At 64.9% G+C, this 18,397-nt stretch carries 17 protein-coding genes; 7 read left to right on the forward strand and 10 right to left on the reverse strand.

Annotated elements, in window-relative coordinates:
• Nucleotides 1-45: 45 nt before the first annotated feature.
• Nucleotides 46-666, forward strand: a complete 621-nt coding sequence (locus ACOJB8_RS23750; protein ID WP_475014648.1) for a DsbA family protein — start codon at nt 46-48, stop codon at nt 664-666.
• 392 nt (nt 667-1,058) lie between these two features.
• Here ACOJB8_RS23750 and ACOJB8_RS23755 read toward each other — a convergent pair whose 3' ends face one another.
• Together ACOJB8_RS23755 and ACOJB8_RS23760 are read right to left on the reverse strand one after the other, a co-directional pair.
• Complete coding sequence (locus ACOJB8_RS23755) at nt 1,059-3,587, reverse strand: penicillin-binding protein 1A (protein ID WP_475014650.1); 2,529 nt, start codon at nt 3,585-3,587, stop codon at nt 1,059-1,061.
• A 228-nt stretch (nt 3,588-3,815) separates the two neighbouring features.
• The gene (locus ACOJB8_RS23760; RefSeq protein ID WP_141710711.1) at nt 3,816-4,046 is read right to left on the reverse strand and encodes a hypothetical protein; all 231 of its coding nucleotides are present in this window, start codon (nt 4,044-4,046) and stop codon (nt 3,816-3,818) included.
• A gap of 140 nt (nt 4,047-4,186) precedes the next feature.
• Here ACOJB8_RS23760 and ACOJB8_RS23765 point away from each other — a divergent pair, with 140 nt between their 5' ends.
• The 4 genes from ACOJB8_RS23765 (at nt 4,187) to ACOJB8_RS23780 (ending at nt 8,815) form a co-directional block, all read left to right on the forward strand.
• Complete coding sequence (locus ACOJB8_RS23765) at nt 4,187-4,840, forward strand: hypothetical protein (protein ID WP_368605397.1); 654 nt, start codon at nt 4,187-4,189, stop codon at nt 4,838-4,840.
• A gap of 397 nt (nt 4,841-5,237) precedes the next feature.
• On the forward strand, nt 5,238-5,918 hold the full coding sequence (locus ACOJB8_RS23770) for a PspA/IM30 family protein (protein WP_475014652.1): 681 nt from the start codon (nt 5,238-5,240) through the stop codon (nt 5,916-5,918).
• Between the two features lie 126 nt (nt 5,919-6,044).
• Nucleotides 6,045-7,211, forward strand: a complete 1,167-nt coding sequence (locus ACOJB8_RS23775; protein WP_342945803.1) for a tetratricopeptide repeat protein — start codon at nt 6,045-6,047, stop codon at nt 7,209-7,211.
• A 113-nt stretch (nt 7,212-7,324) separates the two neighbouring features.
• Entirely contained in the window at nt 7,325-8,815 is a 1,491-nt protein-coding gene (locus tag ACOJB8_RS23780; RefSeq protein ID WP_406952165.1) for a flavin-containing monooxygenase, read from the forward strand.
• Here ACOJB8_RS23780 and ACOJB8_RS23785 read toward each other — a convergent pair.
• Both ACOJB8_RS23785 and ACOJB8_RS23790 read right to left on the reverse strand, forming a co-directional pair.
• Nucleotides 8,812-9,582 carry a class I SAM-dependent methyltransferase gene (locus tag ACOJB8_RS23785; protein WP_069265668.1) on the reverse strand — a complete coding sequence of 257 codons (771 nt, stop codon included), beginning with the start codon at nt 9,580-9,582 and terminating at the stop codon, nt 8,812-8,814. The genes ACOJB8_RS23780 and ACOJB8_RS23785 overlap by 4 nt on opposite strands.
• Before the next feature lie 18 nt (nt 9,583-9,600).
• On the reverse strand, nt 9,601-9,732 hold the full coding sequence (locus ACOJB8_RS23790; RefSeq protein WP_256094777.1) for a hypothetical protein: 132 nt from the start codon (nt 9,730-9,732) through the stop codon (nt 9,601-9,603).
• 219 nt (nt 9,733-9,951) lie between these two features.
• Between ACOJB8_RS23790 and ACOJB8_RS23795 the strand changes: the two genes are divergently transcribed.
• The gene (locus ACOJB8_RS23795; RefSeq protein ID WP_069265667.1) at nt 9,952-11,370 is read left to right on the forward strand and encodes a methyl-accepting chemotaxis protein; all 1,419 of its coding nucleotides are present in this window, start codon (nt 9,952-9,954) and stop codon (nt 11,368-11,370) included.
• 84 nt (nt 11,371-11,454) lie between these two features.
• Here ACOJB8_RS23795 and ACOJB8_RS23800 read toward each other — a convergent pair whose 3' ends face one another.
• The 4 genes from ACOJB8_RS23800 to ACOJB8_RS23815 form a co-directional block, all read right to left on the reverse strand.
• A complete protein-coding gene (locus ACOJB8_RS23800) occupies nt 11,455-12,273 on the reverse strand; it encodes an ABC transporter permease subunit (protein WP_069265666.1) in 819 nt (272 codons plus the stop codon).
• A complete protein-coding gene (locus ACOJB8_RS23805) occupies nt 12,270-13,205 on the reverse strand; it encodes an ABC transporter permease subunit (RefSeq protein WP_406952162.1) in 936 nt (311 codons plus the stop codon). Before ACOJB8_RS23805 ends, ACOJB8_RS23800 begins: the two co-directional genes overlap by 4 nt.
• Nucleotides 13,202-14,362, reverse strand: a complete 1,161-nt coding sequence (locus ACOJB8_RS23810) for an ABC transporter ATP-binding protein (protein ID WP_069265664.1) — start codon at nt 14,360-14,362, stop codon at nt 13,202-13,204. Before ACOJB8_RS23810 ends, ACOJB8_RS23805 begins: the two co-directional genes overlap by 4 nt.
• Nucleotides 14,363-14,485: 123 nt before the next feature.
• Complete coding sequence (locus ACOJB8_RS23815) at nt 14,486-15,586, reverse strand: polyamine ABC transporter substrate-binding protein (RefSeq protein ID WP_475014657.1); 1,101 nt, start codon at nt 15,584-15,586, stop codon at nt 14,486-14,488.
• A 466-nt stretch (nt 15,587-16,052) separates the two neighbouring features.
• On the opposite strand from ACOJB8_RS23815, the gene ACOJB8_RS23820 reads away from it, so the two are divergent.
• Nucleotides 16,053-16,256: a DUF1289 domain-containing protein gene (locus tag ACOJB8_RS23820; RefSeq protein ID WP_069265662.1), complete on the forward strand. Its 204-nt coding sequence runs from the start codon at nt 16,053-16,055 to the stop codon at nt 16,254-16,256.
• Between the two features lie 60 nt (nt 16,257-16,316).
• On the opposite strand, the gene ACOJB8_RS23825 is transcribed toward ACOJB8_RS23820, so the two are convergent.
• Entirely contained in the window at nt 16,317-16,916 is a 600-nt protein-coding gene (locus tag ACOJB8_RS23825) for an OmpW/AlkL family protein (protein WP_069265661.1), read from the reverse strand.
• A gap of 126 nt (nt 16,917-17,042) precedes the next feature.
• The gene (locus ACOJB8_RS23830) at nt 17,043-18,233 is read right to left on the reverse strand and encodes an NAD(P)H-dependent flavin oxidoreductase (RefSeq protein ID WP_475014659.1); all 1,191 of its coding nucleotides are present in this window, start codon (nt 18,231-18,233) and stop codon (nt 17,043-17,045) included.
• Nucleotides 18,234-18,397: the final 164 nt, after the last annotated feature.

Genomic DNA, 18,397 nt, shown 5'->3' on the forward strand with positions numbered 1-18,397 from the left:
CAAGCGCCGCGCACCTCGGTGCAACCGCTTCATGGAGACGACAGCATGTCCCGTCCATCGCTCGACTTCTGGTTCGACCTCGCCAGCAACTACAGCTATCTCAGCGTAATGCGCATCGCCGCGCTCGCCGAACGAAATGGCGTGGATGTTTACTGGCGGCCCTTCCTCCTCGGCCCCATTCTCGACGCACTCGGCTGGGAAGGTCCGCCCTTCGTCGTGCAGAAGGAAAAAGGCGCCTATGTGTGGCAGGACATGCGCCGGCAGTGCCGCAAATACGTGCTGCCGTGGCAACAACCCAGCGAGTTTCCCCGCCGCACCGTGCTCGCGACGCGCATCGCCGTGCTCGCCGCCGACGAGCCGTGGCTGCCCGACTGGTGCCGCGCCGTCATGACGCGCAACTATGGCGACGACCGCGAAGTCGATTCGCCCGAAGCCGTCGCACAGATGCTCACCACGCTCGGATTGCCGGCACAACGGCTCATCGAGGAAGCCGGCAGCGAGGCGAACCGGCTGCGCCTGCGCGAGCGCACCCAGGCGGCTCGCGATCTCGGCATCTTCGGCGCACCGACGTTTTTCGTCGGCGAAGAGATGTTCTGGGGTAACGACCGGCTGGAAGACGCCATCGAAGCGGCGCTCGGCGCGCCGCAGAACCGGGACACTGCGTAGTCCTGTTCTTTGCGCATCACTACCGTGGAGCTGTTCGTATTCCTGCCTGTTCACGCCGTCACGTATTCGCGCGGTTCGCACAGCCAAACCTTCGGACTGCGTTCTGACGATGTGTTTTGAGGCGCGATGCCTCATACGGCCTGCCTGTGAACAAAGCCTTTGGCGTCAGCCAGTTAGCTTCGATATCCCAGGGTTATGAACAGGGGCTTCAACAAAAACTGTGGAAAAGTCGGCACGAGAGTTACCCACAGATTTCGTTGACAGCCCTGTGGAAAAGCCCTGGAAAGCTCGACCAACTCCTTGGCCCACAAGGAAATTCCGCTGACCAAACAAAACACGGCGCGCCGTTGCCGACGCGCCGTGTTTATCCGGCAGAACTCATCAAATCAGCATCAAGGCTTGTTCGATTCGAACAGATCCATGATCTGCTTCTTCTCTGTGTTCGTCACGTTCGGCGGCGTCATGCCGGCCGGCCCCATGCTGCCGGTCGCGCCGCTCGCGTCGCTCGCCGCACCGGCCGGGTTCGCCGAGTCCAGACCGATGCTCGCCACGAAGCCGTTACCCGGCGTCATGTCCGAGAAGAACAGTTCGTCGTTGATCGTCGTGAGGCCCTCGGGCATCGCCGGTTCTTCCTGCGGCACGCCGCGCAGCGCACGCTGCATGTACTCCACCCAGATCGGCAACGCGAGCTGCGCGCCGAATTCGCGGCTGCCGAGACTCTTCGGCTGGTCATAGCCCATCCACGCCACGGCGACCAGTGTGCGCTGATAACCGGCGAACCAGCCGTCCTTGGCGTCGTTGGTCGTACCGGTCTTGCCCTGCAGGTCGTTGCGATGGAGCACGTTGGTGCCGGCGCCCGTACCCGCCGTCGCCACCGAGTGCAGCAGGCTGTTCATCACGAATGCGTTGCGCGGCGAAAGCGTTTGCGGCGCATTCTGGCCCGCCACCAACGGCTGTGCGCGCAGGATCGGCTGGCCGCGCGCGTCGTCCACTTCGGCGATCAGATACGGGTTGATGCGATAGCCGCCGTTCGCGAACACGCTATACGCGCCCGCCGACTGCAGCGGCGTGACGAGGCCCGCGCCGAGCGCCATCGGCAGGTACGGCGGGGTCTTGTCCGCGTCGAAGCCGAAGCGCTGCGTCACGTAGTCCTGCGCGTACTTCGTGCCGATGTACGAGAGGATGCGGATCGACACGAGGTTCTTCGACTTCTGCAGCGCGAGGCGCATCGACATCGGCCCTTCGGGCTGGTCGTCGTCCTTCGGTTCCCACGCGTCGCCGCCCGGCGTGCTGGGGGGGAAGTACAGCGGCGCGTCGTTGATGATCGTCGCCGGCCCAAGGCCCTTTTCGAGCGAAGCCGAGTAGATGAACGGCTTGAAGCTCGAGCCCGGCTGACGCCACGCCTGCGTGATGTGATTGAACTTGTTCTTGTTGAAGTCGAAGCCGCCGATCAGCGCGCGGATCGCGCCGTCCTGCGGCGTGAGCGAGACGAGCGCGCCTTCGACCTGCGGCAGCTGCGTGATCTGCCAGTTGCCCTTCGCGTCCTCCATCAGGCGCACGATCGATCCCGGGCGAATGCGCAGCGCCTGCGAGGCGCGCGGCGAGAGCGCGGCCGCGACGAAGCGCAGGCCCTCGCCCGTCACCGTCACCGAGGTGCCGTCGAGCTGTTGCGCCGTCACCGACTTCGGGCCCGCGTCGGTCACGACTGCCGAAACGAGGTCGCCGTTGTCCGGGTGATCGGTGAGCGCGTCTTCGATGGCCTGCTCGCGGTCGTCGCCGTCCGCGGGCAACTGCACGAAGCCCTCCGGTCCGCGATAGCCGTGGCGGCGCTCGTAGTCCATCACGCCCTTGCGCACAGCCGCGTACGCGGCATCCTGGTCGGCCGAATCGATCGTCGTCGTCACCGTGAGGCCGCGCGTGTACGTCTCGTCCTTGTACTGCGCGTACATCATCTGGCGCACCATTTCGGCGACGTATTCGGCGTGCACGTTGTACTCGGTGCCGGCCGTCTTCGTCTGCAGCGGCTCCTTGATCGCTTCGTCGTACTGCGCTTGCGTGATGTAGCCGAGGTCGAGCATGCGCTTGAGGATGTACTCCTGGCGAATCTTCGCGCGGTGCGGATTGACGATCGGGTTATACGCCGAAGGCGCCTTCGGCAGGCCCGCGAGCATCGCCGCCTGGGCCACCGTAATGTCCTTCAGGTCCTTGCCGAAGTACACGCGCGCCGCCGCCGAAAAACCGTAGGCGCGCTGACCCAGATAAATCTGGTTCATGTACAACTCGAGAATCTGGTCCTTCGTGAGCGCGCGCTCGATCTTGTAGGCGAGCAGCATCTCGTAGACCTTACGCGTGTAGGTCTTCTCGCTCGACAGGAAGAAGTTGCGCGCGACCTGCATCGTGATCGTGCTCGCGCCCTGCGAGGCGCCGCCGTGCATCAGGTCGGCCACGCCCGCGCGCAGGATGCCGACGAAGTCCACGCCGCCGTGCTCGTAGAACCGGTAGTCCTCGATGGCGAGCACGGCCTTCTTCTGAATATCAGGAATATCCTGAAAACGCACGAGCTGACGTCGCTCTTCGCCGAACTCGCCGATCAGCACGTGATCGGCGGTATAGATGCGCAGCGGCACCTTGGGCTGGTAGTTGGTGAGCGCATCGAGCGACGGCAGTTGCGGCTCCATCACGACGAGCGCGTAGCCCACGAGCAGCGCACCGACCACGCAGAGCGTGCCGATCAGGCCGACGAACCAGAGCGCGAGCGTGGTGCCGATGGAGCGCCGCTTCGGGCTCCCGTCGCGCGGCCCGTTGCCGCCGGACCCGCCGCCCGATTCAGGCCGGCGAGGCGGCTGGCGCCCGTTGTTGAAGGAGGGTTCCCGATCTTCGTTCGGGTACTGCGGTGAAGGCGGTCGTTTGATGATAGGCATGACTGGAATGATGGGCGCGTCTCGCGCGCGCCGGCTGCGCGCAACTCGCGCGCATGGATCTCGACCACGGCGTCATGGCGCCAATGCGGCATACGACGTCGCCGGCTCAATCCCGGCGACGCGGCGCGACCGGCAACGCCCCCGTCCGGCCGCGCGGCGCGCACTATGGCACGCCACATACGAATACCCGCCCGTTCGGGCGCCATTCGCGAAATGTAACAGCGCATTCTAAAGAAATCGCGCACGCCGGGTCGCGCTTTTTTTGTAAGAGTTTCTTGGGAAACACTTCCTGCCCGATTTCTGGCCGTCCGGGCGCTCGCTTGCGTCGATCATGGTTTTATGCGCGAAAAGTTTCGTAACCGTCCTTGTGTAGCGCGATAAATTAGGCATCGACTGATTGTTGACGGCAGATTTTTGCAGGCAGGGTTGTTCCTGGTCGCGCACCTTCTCATTGCGCATCGGCGCACTCGTCTTATCATGAAAGATCTGCTACACGCCCCTGTTCGCGCCCAGGCAAGCACGCATCCATTCTTACAAAAAGCTGTTGCGCAGGCAGGCAAACCGACGTCATACGAAGCCGACCCAACGGCCCGTCGATCATGAACAAGCCCAGCGAACGCATCGTCGTCTTCGTTACGCCCGCGCAAAAGCGCGCGATCTCCGCCACCGCCGACGAGCTCGGCATCAGCCTCAGCGAACTCATGCGCCGCGCCGTGATCGCGTTCAGCGCGACGAGCGATCAGGTGAAGGCCGCGAGCATCGTCGACCGGCTGAACGCGCCGCGTCAGCCCGACGCGCTCGCGCAGGTGCTGCAAAAGGCGGCGAGACCGCTGCGTGTGGGTCGAGCGGGCGCGATCCGGCCAGCGGTGGGCGCGGCGGCGGCCATCGGTGCGAGCGACGCGAACGCGGACGCGCAAAAGGCTGGCGAAGCGGCCGCGGCTCTTCACGACGACGACGCTCACGAGGCAACGCTTCAAGCGCCAAACATACCCCTGCCCGCCGCGCACACCGACGAGGCGGACGTGAGCCATGCCGCGCGCGAAATCGCCCAGGCTGTTGCCCGGCTGAGCGCCGAAGCGGCCGCTGCAGCGCAAAGCGCCGCGCTCGATACGGCCGCCGCACAATCGCTGGACGTCGAACCGCTGCAGCCGCTGAGCTCCGCGCCCTTCGCCCGCTCCCGGCGCGACGCGAGCGATCCACGCGACGAAGCCCGCAGCGACGACGCCGCGCCCGAAGGCGGCAAATACGCCTGACACGCGCAGCATCCACGCCGCCATACACACGAGTCATAATCGGCTTAACGCCCGCTTACATACGCGCCGCGAGCGCTGGGCAGGCCCGATTCCTTTAAGTCCCTTTTAAGACGGGCCGTGGTGTAATATCCGCGATCGATAGCGGCGCCCGGCCTGCAGCGGTGCTTCACGCCGCGCAGCCAGGCCCGTTCTGATGAACACACGCGTGCAAGAAAACAGCTTCACGCTATTGCAATTGCCGCACTCGCCCCGATTTTCGCCGTGCATGCGCGCCAGGCGCAAAGCGGCGTAAGCTGGCAGATGGATCAGCCCTCTGCCGGCCGGCTGGCGCGTGAGGCCAAACCGCGAACACGCACCTCGGCCCACCACGGCCGATCTCATTTCACTGGAGGAATTCATGTCGCTTTTCGACTCCATCTCCCGCACCGTCAAGGGCCTGCTCAACGACGCCGCAGACTCGGTGCAGGATCCGTCGCGCGACGCGCGCCAGATCGTGCGTGAGCTCGACGACAGCATCGGCCGCGCGGAGAACTCGCTCGTCGAGATCCAGGCGCAGGTCGCGACGCAGCAAAGCAAGCGCGACGTGGCCGCCGACAAGGCGAAGAAGTACGAAGACGGCGCGAAGCGCGCGCTGCAATCGGGCGACGAAGCGCTCGCACGCGAAGCGCTCGGCGCGCAGCAAACCGCGGAAGCCGAACGCGACGCGCTCGCGGGCGAACTCGCGAAGCTCGAACCGTCGGTCGATCAACTGAAGCAGCAGATCGACGACATGCGCCAGCGCCGCAACGACCTGAACTCGCGCTCGAACATCCTGCAGGCGAAGCAGCAGATCGCCCAGGCGAAGGATGTCGCGGCTACGGCGCTGGGCGGCATCGGCGGGAAGAATCTCGACGGCGATTTCCAGAAGCTGGAAGAAAAGGTCGCGCTCTCGAACGCGCGCTCGGACGCCCGCCTGAATTCGTCCGACCAGTCGAGCGGCAAGGCGCTCGACGACAAGCTCGCGGCGCTCAACAAGGGTCCGTCGGTAGACGAGCGCCTCGAGGCGCTCAAGAAGCAGATGAACACGCCGGCACAGTAAGCGCCTGCGTGCTGGATGCGGCGCGGCATGATCCGTGCGGCCGATGGCAATCGGCAGGCGCGCGAGAGCGCCGCATCCCCGTATCGAATGCCATGGAGACGGGCGTCAATCCGCCCGGCCTGCAACATGAAAAAGTTTCTTGCCGCTGCCAGTATCGCCGTCGCGTCGCTCGCCTTTACGGGCGGCGTTGCGTTCGCCTTGCCGAGCGTGCAGCAGATCGAATCCGCGATGTCGCAGGGTGACTGGCAGCGCGCCGATTCCGGCCTGACCGAAGTCCTGCAGGCGCATCCGGACAACGCTCGCGCGCACTACCTCTACGCCCAGGTCCTCGACCGCGAAGGTCGTTACAGCGACGCGCTCACCCAGGTCGAGCAGGCGAAGTCGCTCGATCCGCAAATCCGCTTCACCCAGCCGCAACGTTTCGCGCAGGTCGAAGCGAAGATTCGTTCCGACGCTTCACGCGCCGGCAGTGTCAACACGAACAGCACGGGCAACCCGTTCACGCAGCAGCAGTTGGCCGCGCCCGCGCCACAGAAGCGAGGTCCTGGTATGGGCATGTGGATTGGTATCGCCATCTTGCTGGTCGGCATTGTGCTCGTGCTGCGCTGGACGCTGCGTCGCGCGAAGTCCACCGAAGACGCGAAGGCCGGCGACGACCGCCGCGACCAGCTCAAGCGCGCCACCGAGTTGCTCAACGGCGTGCGCTCGCTCAAGCTCGACGTGAAGCTCTCGACCGCGCCCGGCCACGAAGCGCTCGAAAAGGAAGTCGAAGGACTCGAAGCGCAGTTGCGCAGCCTCGTCGAAACGCTTTCGAACAGCGCGAATCCGCGACCGCCGTATGAGATCGAGGATCTCGAACGCCAGTTCGCGAGCCTCAAGGCGCGCGCCGAGGGCCGCGCCGATCCGAATGCGCAGCCTGCCGCGCCCGACTACGGCAGCAACTCTCCCTACGCGCGCGAAGCCGACGCCGCCTTCGGACGTCAGCCGCAGTATCCGCCTGCGCCGCCGCAGCAACCGCCGCAGGTCATCGTGCAGCAAGGCGGCGGTGGCATGGGCGGCATGGGTGGCCTGCTCACGGGCGTGCTGCTCGGCGAAGCCCTGAATCATGGCCGTGACCGCGTGATCGAGCGCGATGTGTATGTCGACGACGAGGGCCGCAGGGTTCAGCGCGACGGCAACAACGGCGGCGGCCTCGACTTCGGCCAGGGCTCGAACGACTGGGACGACGGCTCGGGCGGCGGCGGTGTCGATATGGGCAGCAACGACAGCTCGGACGACTGGAACAACTCCTGAACGCCTGAGGCTTGCCCAGCGCACGCCGCTAAAGCAACGACGGGCTCCTTCATGGAGCCCGTTTTGCATCGGCGCAAAATACGCAGCACACACACATAACGGCGGACGCACACATGGCCAATCAAGCGCTCGGCAACGGGGGCGCGCTGCGCATCGCCATCATCGGCAGCGGTTTTTCCGGCATCGGCATGGCGATCCGGCTGCGTCGCATGGGGGTGGATTCGTTCACGATCTATGAGGCCGCCGAAGGCCTCGGCGGCACCTGGCGCGACAATGCCTATCCGGGGGCCGCTTGCGATATTCCTTCGCACCTCTACTCATTTTCGTTCGAGCTGAATCCGGCGTGGACGCGCACCTTCGCGCCGCAGCATGAAATTCTCGACTACCTACGCCATTGCGCGCACAAGTACGATGTCGAGCGCTTCATCGAATACCGTTCGCGCGTGCGCGCGGCGCGCTTCCTGGAGGCGCGCGGCGTCTGGCAGGTGGAGATCGAACGCGACGGCGCGAGCACGACGATCGAAGCCGATATGGTGATAGCCGCGAACGGTCCGCTCTCGCGCCCGGCGCTGCCGCATATCGCGGGCATCGAGCGCTTCGAAGGGACGCTCTTCCACTCGGCGCGCTGGGACCACGACTACGCGCTCGAAGGCAAGCGCATCGCCGTGATCGGCACCGGTGCGAGCGCGATCCAGTTCGTGCCGCATATCCAGCCGCGCGCGGCTCAGCTCACGGTGTTTCAGCGCACGCCACCGTGGATCATGCCGCGGCGCGACCGCGCCATCAGCGAACGCTGGCGCTGGATTTATCGGCACATGCCGTTCGCGCAACGTGTGGCGCGCGCAAAGATTTACTGGCAGCACGAATCGCGCGCGCTCGGCTTCGCGGTCGAGCCGCGCCTGCTCAAGACGCCGACGAAGTTCGCGCTGAGCTACCTCGCGCACAAGGTGAAAAATCCCGAGCTGCGCGCGCGCCTCACGCCCGACTATCGGCTGGGCTGCAAGCGCGTGCTGCTGTCGAGCGACTACTACGCTGCCCTCGCGCAGCCCAACGTCGAGCTGGTGACCGACGCGATCCGCGAGGTCGTCGCCGATGGCATCGTCACCGCCGACGGTATGCATCGGCCCTACGACGCGATCGTGTGCGGCACGGGCTTCCAGGTCAACGATGTGGACGCGCCCTTCCAGGTGACGGGCGTGGGTGGCCAGGACCTCGGCGAGACGTGGCGGCGCGACGGCCCCGAGGCCTACCTCGGCGCGAGCGTCGCGGGCTTCCCGAATCTCTTCTTCGTGATCGGGCCGAACACGGCGCTCGGGCACAACTCGATGATCTACATGATCGAGTCGCATATCGCCTATATCGCGGCCTGCATCCGCGCGCTGCAGCGCTCGGGCGCCCGCACGATGGAGGTTCGCGCCGAGGCGCAGCAAAACTGGAACGCGCGCGTGCAGGCGCGCTTCGCGCGCACCGTGTGGCAGTCGGGCTGCCGCAGCTACTACCTCACGCAGGCGGGCAAGAACACCGCGCTGTGGCCTGGCTTCACGTTCATGTTCCGCCGCAAAACGCGCCGCGTGCGCACCGCCGACTACGCGTTCGAGCGCTAGATGCGCTGCGGCTGCCCCGCGTACACGCGCGTCTCGTAGGCGAAGTTGACGGTGCCGTCCTTTTGCGTGGCCTCGAACAGCTCGCGCAGCGCCGCGAGCATCGGCTCGTGGCGTTCGTCGCCCGCGCGCGGCGCGTATGACGACGACATCAGCCGTCCGCGCAGGCCATCGAAGTCGAGCAGTTGCGCGTTCGGGAACACGGTCTGATGCTCGAAGCCATCGCCGAACCAGTCGGCCATCGCGGCCGAGTCCGGATAGGTCTCGGCCACGCGCGCGTAGTCGGGGCAAAAACGCTGCAGGAGCGCCTCGTAGCCTGCCAAAAACGCCGAGCCCTCGAGCAGGCGGCTGTTCCAGAACAGCACGATCTTGCCGCGCGGCTTGAGGATGCGCGCGAATTCGCGCTGCGTGTCGGTCTTGTGGAACCAGTGAAACGCCTGTGCGGCGCTCACGAGATCCACGCTCGCGTCTTCGAGCGTCGTCGCCTCCGCCGTGCCCGCCACGCTGCGATAGCCTTGATAGCCGCCTAGCAGTTCGTCCGCCGCGGCGCGCATGGCCGCGTTCGGCTCGACTGCCGTGACAGGATGACCCGCGTCGAGAAAGAGCTTCGTGGAGAGGCCCGTACCCGCGCCGATGTCGGCCACGGGCGCGCCCGGCGCGATGCCGCACTCCACATGCACGAAAGTCGCCACTTCGCGCGGATAGGTCGGCCGGAATTTTACGTAATCTGCGACCCGGTCGGTGAAACGCCGGGTGGAATCGTCGATCATCGTCTGCCCTTTTGTCGTTCAACCGCCGCCGCCGAGGAGCTTCACCAGCTCCCAGAGGAAGCGCAACACCATCACGATCAGCTCCCAGAGCTGGATCAGCTGCTGCCAGAGCGCGAGCGGCGCGCTCCCGCCGAAAATCGCTTCTATCATCTTGCTCCCGTCGCGACGCCCCTTTGCCCCTCTTTTCCGGCTTTCGGAGCGCCCGAGTTCCCGATCATAGCGCCAGGCGCCACCCCTGCGCTCAAGTCGCCGTATTACGCGCCGTAAACCAGTTCAGAAAGCCCGGCGATCGAACCTGCCGACGACCGGGCCTGCAGCTTTGGGCAGTTGTCCGCAGCTTTCATGGCGCACCGGGAAAGGAGACACCCGATGGCACGTTTGCGTTTGTTGGGCCTGCGCGGTCGCCGCGCGGGGAAATCCGCCGGCGTCGTCGGCGACATTGCCGCACATGCCGGCAGGCTCGGTATCGAGATCTGCGACGTGGCGGGCCATGTCGACGAAGTCGCCGCGCGCGTGCAGCGTCAGACCGACGTCTGCCACGCCCTGCGCGAGTCGGCGGCCCACACCCTCGCCGGCAACCATCAGATCGCCACGGCGGCCCGCGCCATGCGAGAGCTGAGCACCGGCACCGCCGCCACCGTGCAGCAGTCGCAGCAGACCATCGAGGAGTCGCTTGCCGACATTCACGGTCTCGTGGAGAGCGTCACCGTCATCGAGACGCAGATCCGGGCGCTCAAAAGCGCGCTCGCGCATGTCTCGAAGGTCTCCGAGGAAATCTCCCTGATCGCGCGGCAAACCCAGCTTCTCGCGCTCAACGCGGCCATCGAAGCGGCGCGCGCGGGCGAGTCCGGCAAGAGCTTCGCCGTGGTCGCGGCCGAGGTGAAAAACCTCTCCGCCAAGACGGCGCAGGCCACCGGCCAGATCGAGCAGACGCTCGGACAACTCACGCAGCAGACCGAGCAACTCATCGCCGAGGGCACCGCCAACACCGAACGCGCGCATCGCGTGCGCGAGGGCACGCACACGATCGGCGAGGCCGTGCACAGCACCGGCCAGGCGATCATGCAACTCGACGAGCACGCCGGCCAGATCGCCCAGCTCACGGGCGAGATCGAAACGAAATGCGACGGGCTCGAAAGCCAGGTGGGCGAAATGGTCGCGGGCGTCGAAGATTCGGGGCGCAACTTCGTGCAGGCGAAGGATCAGCTCGGCAAGCTGCTCGAGGTCTCGGAAACGCTCATCGAGCTGTCCGCCGCAACCGGCGTGGAAACCGACGACACCCGCTTCATCGAGACAGTGCAGCGCGCCGCCGCCCAGGTGAGCAAGCTGTTCGAAGGCGCGCTCGCGCGCGGCGAGATCGGCGAAGCGGATCTGTTCGACAGCGTCTACGCGCCGGTGCCGAACACGAACCCGCAGCAGCATATGACACGCTTTACGGCCTTCACAGACCGCGTGCTGCCCCCGGTCCTCGAACCGCTGCTCACGTTCGACGAACGCGTCGCCTTCTGTGTCGCGATCGATCCGCGCGGCTACATACCGACCCACAATCGCAAGTTCTCGCATCCGCAGGGCGCCGACCCGGTGTGGAACGCCGCGAACTGCCGCAATCATCGAATATTCAACGACCGCGCGGGCCGCGCGGCCGGCTCGCATACCAAGCCCTTCCTGCTGCAAACCTATCGTCGCGACATGGGCGGCGGCACGTTCGTGATGATGAAGGACGCCTCCGCGCCGATCTTCGTGAACGGGCGGCACTGGGGCGGGTTTCGTATGGGATATCGGCTGTAAGGACTGCGCCGAATAAAGCAAACGGCGCGCGGACATGACTGCCCGCACGCCGTCTATTGCAGGCGCTTCGAAGCGCGGCGGCGCTCAGACCGCCATCGCCATCCGCTTGCGCTCCGCGCGCTGCATGAAGTAGTTGCCGGCGATCACGCCCACCGTCACGACCGCGATGAAGAGCGTCGCGAGCGCGTTCATCTCCGGGTTCAGGCCAAGGCGCACGCGCGAGAACACCACGAGCGGCAAGGTGGTCGAGCCCGGGCCCGAGAGGAACGCCGAGAGCACCAGATCGTCGATCGACAGCGTGAACGACAGCAGCCAGCCGGCGGCCAACGCTTGCGAGATGAGCGGCAGCGTGATCTGGAAGAACACCTTGAACGGCGTAGCGCCGAGGTCGAGTGCAGCCTCTTCGAGCGAGGGGTTCAACTCGCGCACACGCGACTGCACGATGATGGCGACGTACGAAATGCACAGCATGACGTGGCCGATCCAGATCGTGAACACACCGCGCCCCGCGGGCCAGCCGATCAGCTTGCCCATTTCCACGAACAGCAGCAGCAGCGAAATGCCCTGGATCACTTCGGGAATCACGAGCGGCGCATTGATCATGCCCGAGAAGAGCGTGAAGCCGCGAAAGCGCCCCATGCGCGCGAGCACGAAGCCCGCCCACGTGCCGATGAACACCGAGGCGAACGCTGTCATCAGCGCAATGCGCAGCGAGAGCCACGCGGCGGTGATCAACTCGTCGTCGGTGATGAGCGCCTGATACCAGCGCGTGGAAAAGCGCGTCCACACCGTCACGAGTTGCGACTCGTTGAACGAGTAGACGACGAGGCTCAGGATCGGAATGTAGAGGAACGCGAAGCCGAGGCCGAGCGCGATGAACTGCAGAACGCGATTCGGTTTCATTTGCCGCGGCCCTCCAGTTCCTTCGCCTGATAGTGCTGGAACAGCGCCATCGGCACGAGCAGCAGGAGCACCATCGCGCAGGTCACCGCGGAGGCCATCGGCCAGTCGGCATTGTCGAAGAACTCGTTCCACATGACGCGGCCGATCATCAGCGTGTTCGCGCCGCCGAGCAGCTCAGGAATCACGTACTCGCCCACCGCCGGAATGAACACGAGCAGGCAGCCGGCGATGATGCCGTTCTTCGAGAGCGGCAGCGTGATCTCCACGAACGCGCGCCACGGCTTCGCGCCGAGGTCGTAGGCGGCTTCGAGCAGCGCGAGGTCCATCTTCACGAGGTGCGCATAGAGCGGCATCACGAGAAACGGCAGATACGAATACACCATGCCGATGTAGACGGCCGTGTTCGTGTGATAAAGCTCGATGGGCGAATGGATGATGCCGATCGACATCAGGAAATTGTTCAGCAGTCCGTTGTTCTTCAGGATGCCGATCCATGCGTAGACGCGGATCAGGAACGACGTCCAGAACGGCAGCATCACGGCCATCATGAGGATGTTGCGCGAGGCCGGATTCGAGCGCGCAATGTAATACGCCATCGGATAACCGATGATGAGGCATAGCAGCGTCGAAATCGCCGCCACCACGACCGAATTCACGTAGGTCGCGAAGTACAGGCTGTCCTGGAACAGGAACGCGTAGTGCGAAAGGTCGAGCGAGATATGCCAGATGCCATCCGCGAACGACGTCAGCTCCGTGTACGGCGGAATGCCGAGTTGCTGGTCGGCGAAGCTGATCTTCACCACCAGGATGAACGGCACGAGGAAGAACAGCAGCAGCCAGATGAACGGGCCCGCCACGACGGCCGTACGCCCGGTCAGGTTGAAGCGTTTCGCCGGCCAGTTCAGGATGCTGCGCAAAGTCGTCGCGCTCATGACGTCAGCACCACACCGGCCGAAGCGCTCCAGCGCACGTAGACTTCGTCTTCCCAGGTGGGCGAATCGATCTCGGAGAGCGCGAGGCTCGACATGTTCGCGATCACCGTTTTGCCCGAGTCGAGCTTGACGTGATAGAGCGAGTAGCCGCCCATGTAGGCGATGTTCTTCACTACGCCCTTGCCCCAGTTGAACACGCCCTCGGGCGGTTTGCGCGTGAGCGCGATACGCTCCGGGCGCACCGAGATCGTCACAGGCATGCCGAGCGGCCCGGTGATGCCGTGGTTCACGTAGAGGCGCACCGGCAGTTCGGGGCACTCGACGAATACATGGTCGGGCTCGTCCTCGACCACGTTGCCATCGAAAAGATTGGTCGAGCCGATGAACTCCGCCGAGAAGCGGCTGTTCGGGAATTCGTAGACCTGGTTGGGCGTGCCGAGCTGGACGATCTCGCCTTCGCTCATCACCGCGAGGCGCCCCGCCATCGTCATCGCTTCTTCCTGGTCGTGCGTGACCATGATGCAGGTGACGCCGACCTTGTCCAGAATGTTGACGAGTTCGATTTGCGTGCGCTGGCGAATCTGCTTGTCTAGCGCCGACATCGGCTCGTCGAGCAGGAGCAGCTTGGGGCGCTTCACGAGCGAACGCGCGAGCGCCACGCGCTGCTGCTGGCCGCCCGAGAGCTGATGCGGCTTGCGCCTGGCAAAGCGCGTCATCTGCACGAGTTCGAGCGCGTTGGCCACCCGGTCCTTGAGCTCGCCCTTCTTCACGCCTTCCTGGCGCAGCCCGAAGCCCACGTTCGACTCCACCGTCATGTGCGGAAAGAGCGCGTACGACTGGAACATCATGTTGACCGGGCGGCGGTACGGCGGCATCGACGCGAGATCCTCGCCGTCGATCATGATCTTGCCCGAGGTCACGGTCTCGAGACCCGCGAGCATGCGCAGCAAGGTGGACTTGCCGCAGCCCGAGCTGCCGAGCAGCGCGAACAGCTCGCCCTTCTTCACCGACAGATTGACGCCCTTCACGGCGGTCGTCTCGCCGAACTTCTTGACGACATCGACGATCTGCACGAAGTTGTCCGCGGCCGAATCTGCCGCGGTGAAGCCCGAAGGCAGCGAGCCGGCGGATGCCGGCGCGCTCGACTGGTCACTCATGATTCTCTCTGCCCTGCCTGTTTCTGCGTGAATGCTGGACGGGGTTGACGAACAAAGCCCCCGGCATCGTGCCGAGGGCTCGGGGTAAAACGGGATCGAATTTCAACCGCGGCTGCGAGCGCGTCAGCGGCCCGACTTGAACTCGGTCCACAGACGCGTCTGCAGGCGCTGGATCTCAGGCGGCAGCGGCTTGAGCAGGAACAGCGTCTTCAGGACTTCGGGCGGCGGGTACACGGCCGGGTCGTTGGCGATGTCCTTGTCCACGTACTTGCGTGCTTCCGCGTTCGCGCTCGGGTAGTAGACCGCATTCGTGATCGCTGCGTGGACCTGCGGCGTCTCGATGTAGTTGATCCACTCGTGCGCGGCTTCCTTGTGCTGAGCATCCTTCGGGATGGTCATCACGTCAAACCAGATCGGCGCGCCGCCCTTCGGGATGTAGTACTCGATCTTGTAGGGCTTCTTCGCGTCGATGGCGCGGTGCTTGGCAATCACGACGTCGCCCGACCAGCCGTACGCGAAGCAGATGTCGCCGCCCACGAGGTCGTTGATGTAGCCCGACGAGTTGAACTGCGTGATGTACGGACGGATCTTTTTCATCATCGCGAGCGCGGCGCGATAATCGTCCGGGTTCGTCGAGAGCGGGTCCTTGCCGATGTAGTGCAGCGCGGCCGCGAACATCTGGTCCGGCGCGTCGAGTACGGACACGCCGCAGGCCTTCAGCTTCGAGATGTTCTCGGGCTTGAAGAGGATGTCCCAGTTGTCGAGCGGTACATTCTTGCCGAGGATCTGCTGCGCCTTCGTGACGTTATAGGCGAGACCCGTCGTGCCGTACGCCCAGGGCACCGCATACTTGTTGCCCGGATCCGCGCCGGCGACGAGCGCCATCAGCTGCGGATCGAGGTACTTGAGGTTGGGGATCTTCGACTTGTCGAGCGGCGCGAAAATGCCGGCGGCGATCTGCTTGCCTGCGTAATTGCTGGTCGGCACGACGATGTCATAGCCCGAGTTGCCAGCGAGCAGCTTGGCCTGGAGCGTGTCATCGCTGTCGTAGTTGTCGTACTTGACCTGAACGCCAGTCTGCTTGGTGAAGTTCGGAATCGTGTCCTTGGCGATGTAATCGGACCAGTTGTACACGTTCAGCTGCGTGTCCTTCGCCACCGACGTCATCCACGGCGCCGCGCACAGTGCGAGCACGGCCAGTTGCGCCACAACCCCTTTCTTCATCCCGTTCTCCGATCCTGACCGGCTCCGGCCGGCCGCCTGCCTCGCTTCGTGCCGTGCTTCGTTTCACCTGTGCACGGCTCCCCTGACTTTCCCAGAACCTACCATCAAACCCGCCCGGCAAGAAATAAAACGCGGGCGTGTCGCACAAACGGAACATGAGCCCTGGAAGGCCGGCAAGCCGTGCGCGGACGGTAAATCGCGCGCAATTTTAGCCGTTTCACGGGCCGTGTCCACAAAAAACCGCTTCGGTGGCGCATGCGCGCGACGCCCGGCTGCCAGCGGGACGCGGCGGCGCCCTTCACCTTGCTATCGCCTTGCAGCGGCCTGGCCGATTCATCACGCATCGCACATCGCCGCCGCTCGCCTGGAGGTGCGGGCGGCCGCCCCGCGCCGTATCGGTTAACATAGCGGCGTTCCGTACCGAAGCCGGCGCGCGCGATGCCCGGCCACGCCCCAAGGTTCTTCAATGGCATCCAATCTCCACGACCTCCCCGACAGCCCGTGCATCGGCGTATGCTCGACCCTCTTCGACGACGTCTGCAAAGGTTGCGGGCGCACCGCCGTGGAAGTTTCCAACTGGGTATTTCTGAGCGACGAGGAAAAGCGCGCCGTGTGGGAGCGCATCGAGCGCGACGGCACCGCCATGCGCTTCCAGAAAGACCGCGCCTGAACGCGGATAAAAAAACGCCGGGCAAGCCGGCGTTCGAAAAAGCGGTGATGAGGCGACCGATCAGAACTTCATGCCGACGCCCAGACCCACCACGAGCGGATCGATATGCAGCGTGCCGAGAGAGGTGCCGCCCAGCGACGCGTCGGTGTGCATCCAGATCTTCTTGATATCCGCGTTCACGAAGATGCGCTTCGTCACCTGGAAGTCGATACCGAACTGCAGCGCCGGGCCCCAGCTGTGGTTGTCGATCGAAACCGATTGGCCGCCTGCGTGCAGACCGTTGTTGTAGAACAGCGTGTAGTTGATACCCGCGCCCACGTACGGCCGCACCCTGCCCGCGTTGTTGAAGTGATACTGCAGGAGCAGCGTTGGCGGCAGCACGCCCACGCCGCCGAGTGCACCGATATTCGACGTCACCTGGTTGCGCGACGTGCCGAGAATCAGCTCGACGCCGATGTTGTTGGTCGCCATGTAGGTGAAGTCGACCTCGGGCACGATGGCGTTGTTCACGTCCGCGCCAAGCGCGCCGAGCGTACCGCTGCCGCGCGCGTCCGGCGCGATTTCGATCGCGCGCAGGCGCACCAGCCAGTCGCCTGCGTAGATGCCCGAGTCGGGCGAACCGGCCGCGCTGGCCGGCACTGCCAGAAAGACCGCGCCCATGGTGAGCGCGGCAGTTGCTGCTGCCTTTCTAATTGCTTTATACATCGTTGATCCCCGTGTCTGTAGGTCTAGCCTTGAAGGCCCACAAATTGTCAGAGACGGGGTCTGGCGCCGTTTTGATACGTGTCAAGCCAGTGCGAAGGCTGCGCGCCGTGCGACCGCAGGTCGCGCAGCGCCGGTCAGCAGCAACTCCAACAGGTCGCGGACGCTGCGGATCGCATTGCCGAACGGCAACGCTTCACGCCCGCGGAAGAACAAGCCGTTCGCGACGTCGCCACGCAACGCCGCGGCAAGGCGCGTGTCGATGCAGAAGTGGCCGAACTTCTCGATGCCGTCGCGCAGCCCGCAGGCCGAAAGACATTCGAGACCGGTTGGGCAAGCAAGCTTGAGCGAGCCGATCTTGGCGCGAATGCGCGACTCGTTGCGCAAGTAACGTTCGAGCCACGGCGTTTTCACCGCGCGCGCGGGCAGGCCCGTCACACTCACGAACTCGACGATGTCCTCAGGCTTCGCTTCGGCGAGCACGCGCTTGAAGTCGGGGTGCGCGTCGCCCTCCTCGGTCACGGCGAACGGCGTGCCGACCTGCACGCCGTTCGCGCCCGCCTCGAGCCATTTGCGCACGGCCTCGTGGCTGTTGACGCCGCCCGCCACGACGAGCGGCACGTCACGCCGCGAAATGCCGAGCGTGGCATAGACGCCTTCGAGTTCCTCGAATATCTTCGTGAAGGCGAAGCGCTCGTTGCCCATGTCGGCGATGTCGGTCACGCCGAGGTGGCCGCCCGCGTAGGCCGGATGCTCGATCACGATGGCGTCGGGCAGGCGACCCTTCTTCATCCACTTCTTGAGCACGAGCGCGACGCCGCGTGCGTCCGACAGGATCGGCACAAGCGCGATATCCACGCCCGCCGTGAGGTCGGGCAGATCCAGCGGCAGGCCCGCGCCCATGACGATGGCGTCGGCGCCGTGCTCGCACGCGGCGCGCACGTAGTCGGCATGGGCGTTCACCGCCTTCATGACGTTCACGGCGATCATGCCGTTGCCGCCCGCAAGCTTGCGTGCCGCCGCGATTTCGCGGACGAGCGCGACGAGGTTCGCGCGTGCGAGCGTTTCGTGCCGCGGGTCCGCGCGGCACATGTCCATGAGGTCGCTGTGATGATGGCGCAGGTCGATGCTCGCAATCGTGCCGAGCGCGCCTTCACGCGCCACACTGCCGGCCAGCCGGTGTGCCGAAATGCCGACACCCATGCCGCCCTGCACGACGGGCAGGAGTTGACGACCGCGAATCTGGAGGGGAGCGAAGGAGTGGCCAGGAAACATGTTGTGCTCTGTCGATGACAAAGCGCTTATGGTCGCGCGTACCCCACATATGACATTGACGCACATCAAAGAAAAACGCGGACTTCAGCAAAGAAGTCCGCGTTCATGACTTGCATCAACACGTCGTATTAAAAGATTTGCGATAGCGCGCGACGAGATGCCTC

It is taken from the genome of Paraburkholderia sp. BR10141, assembly GCF_056155635.1.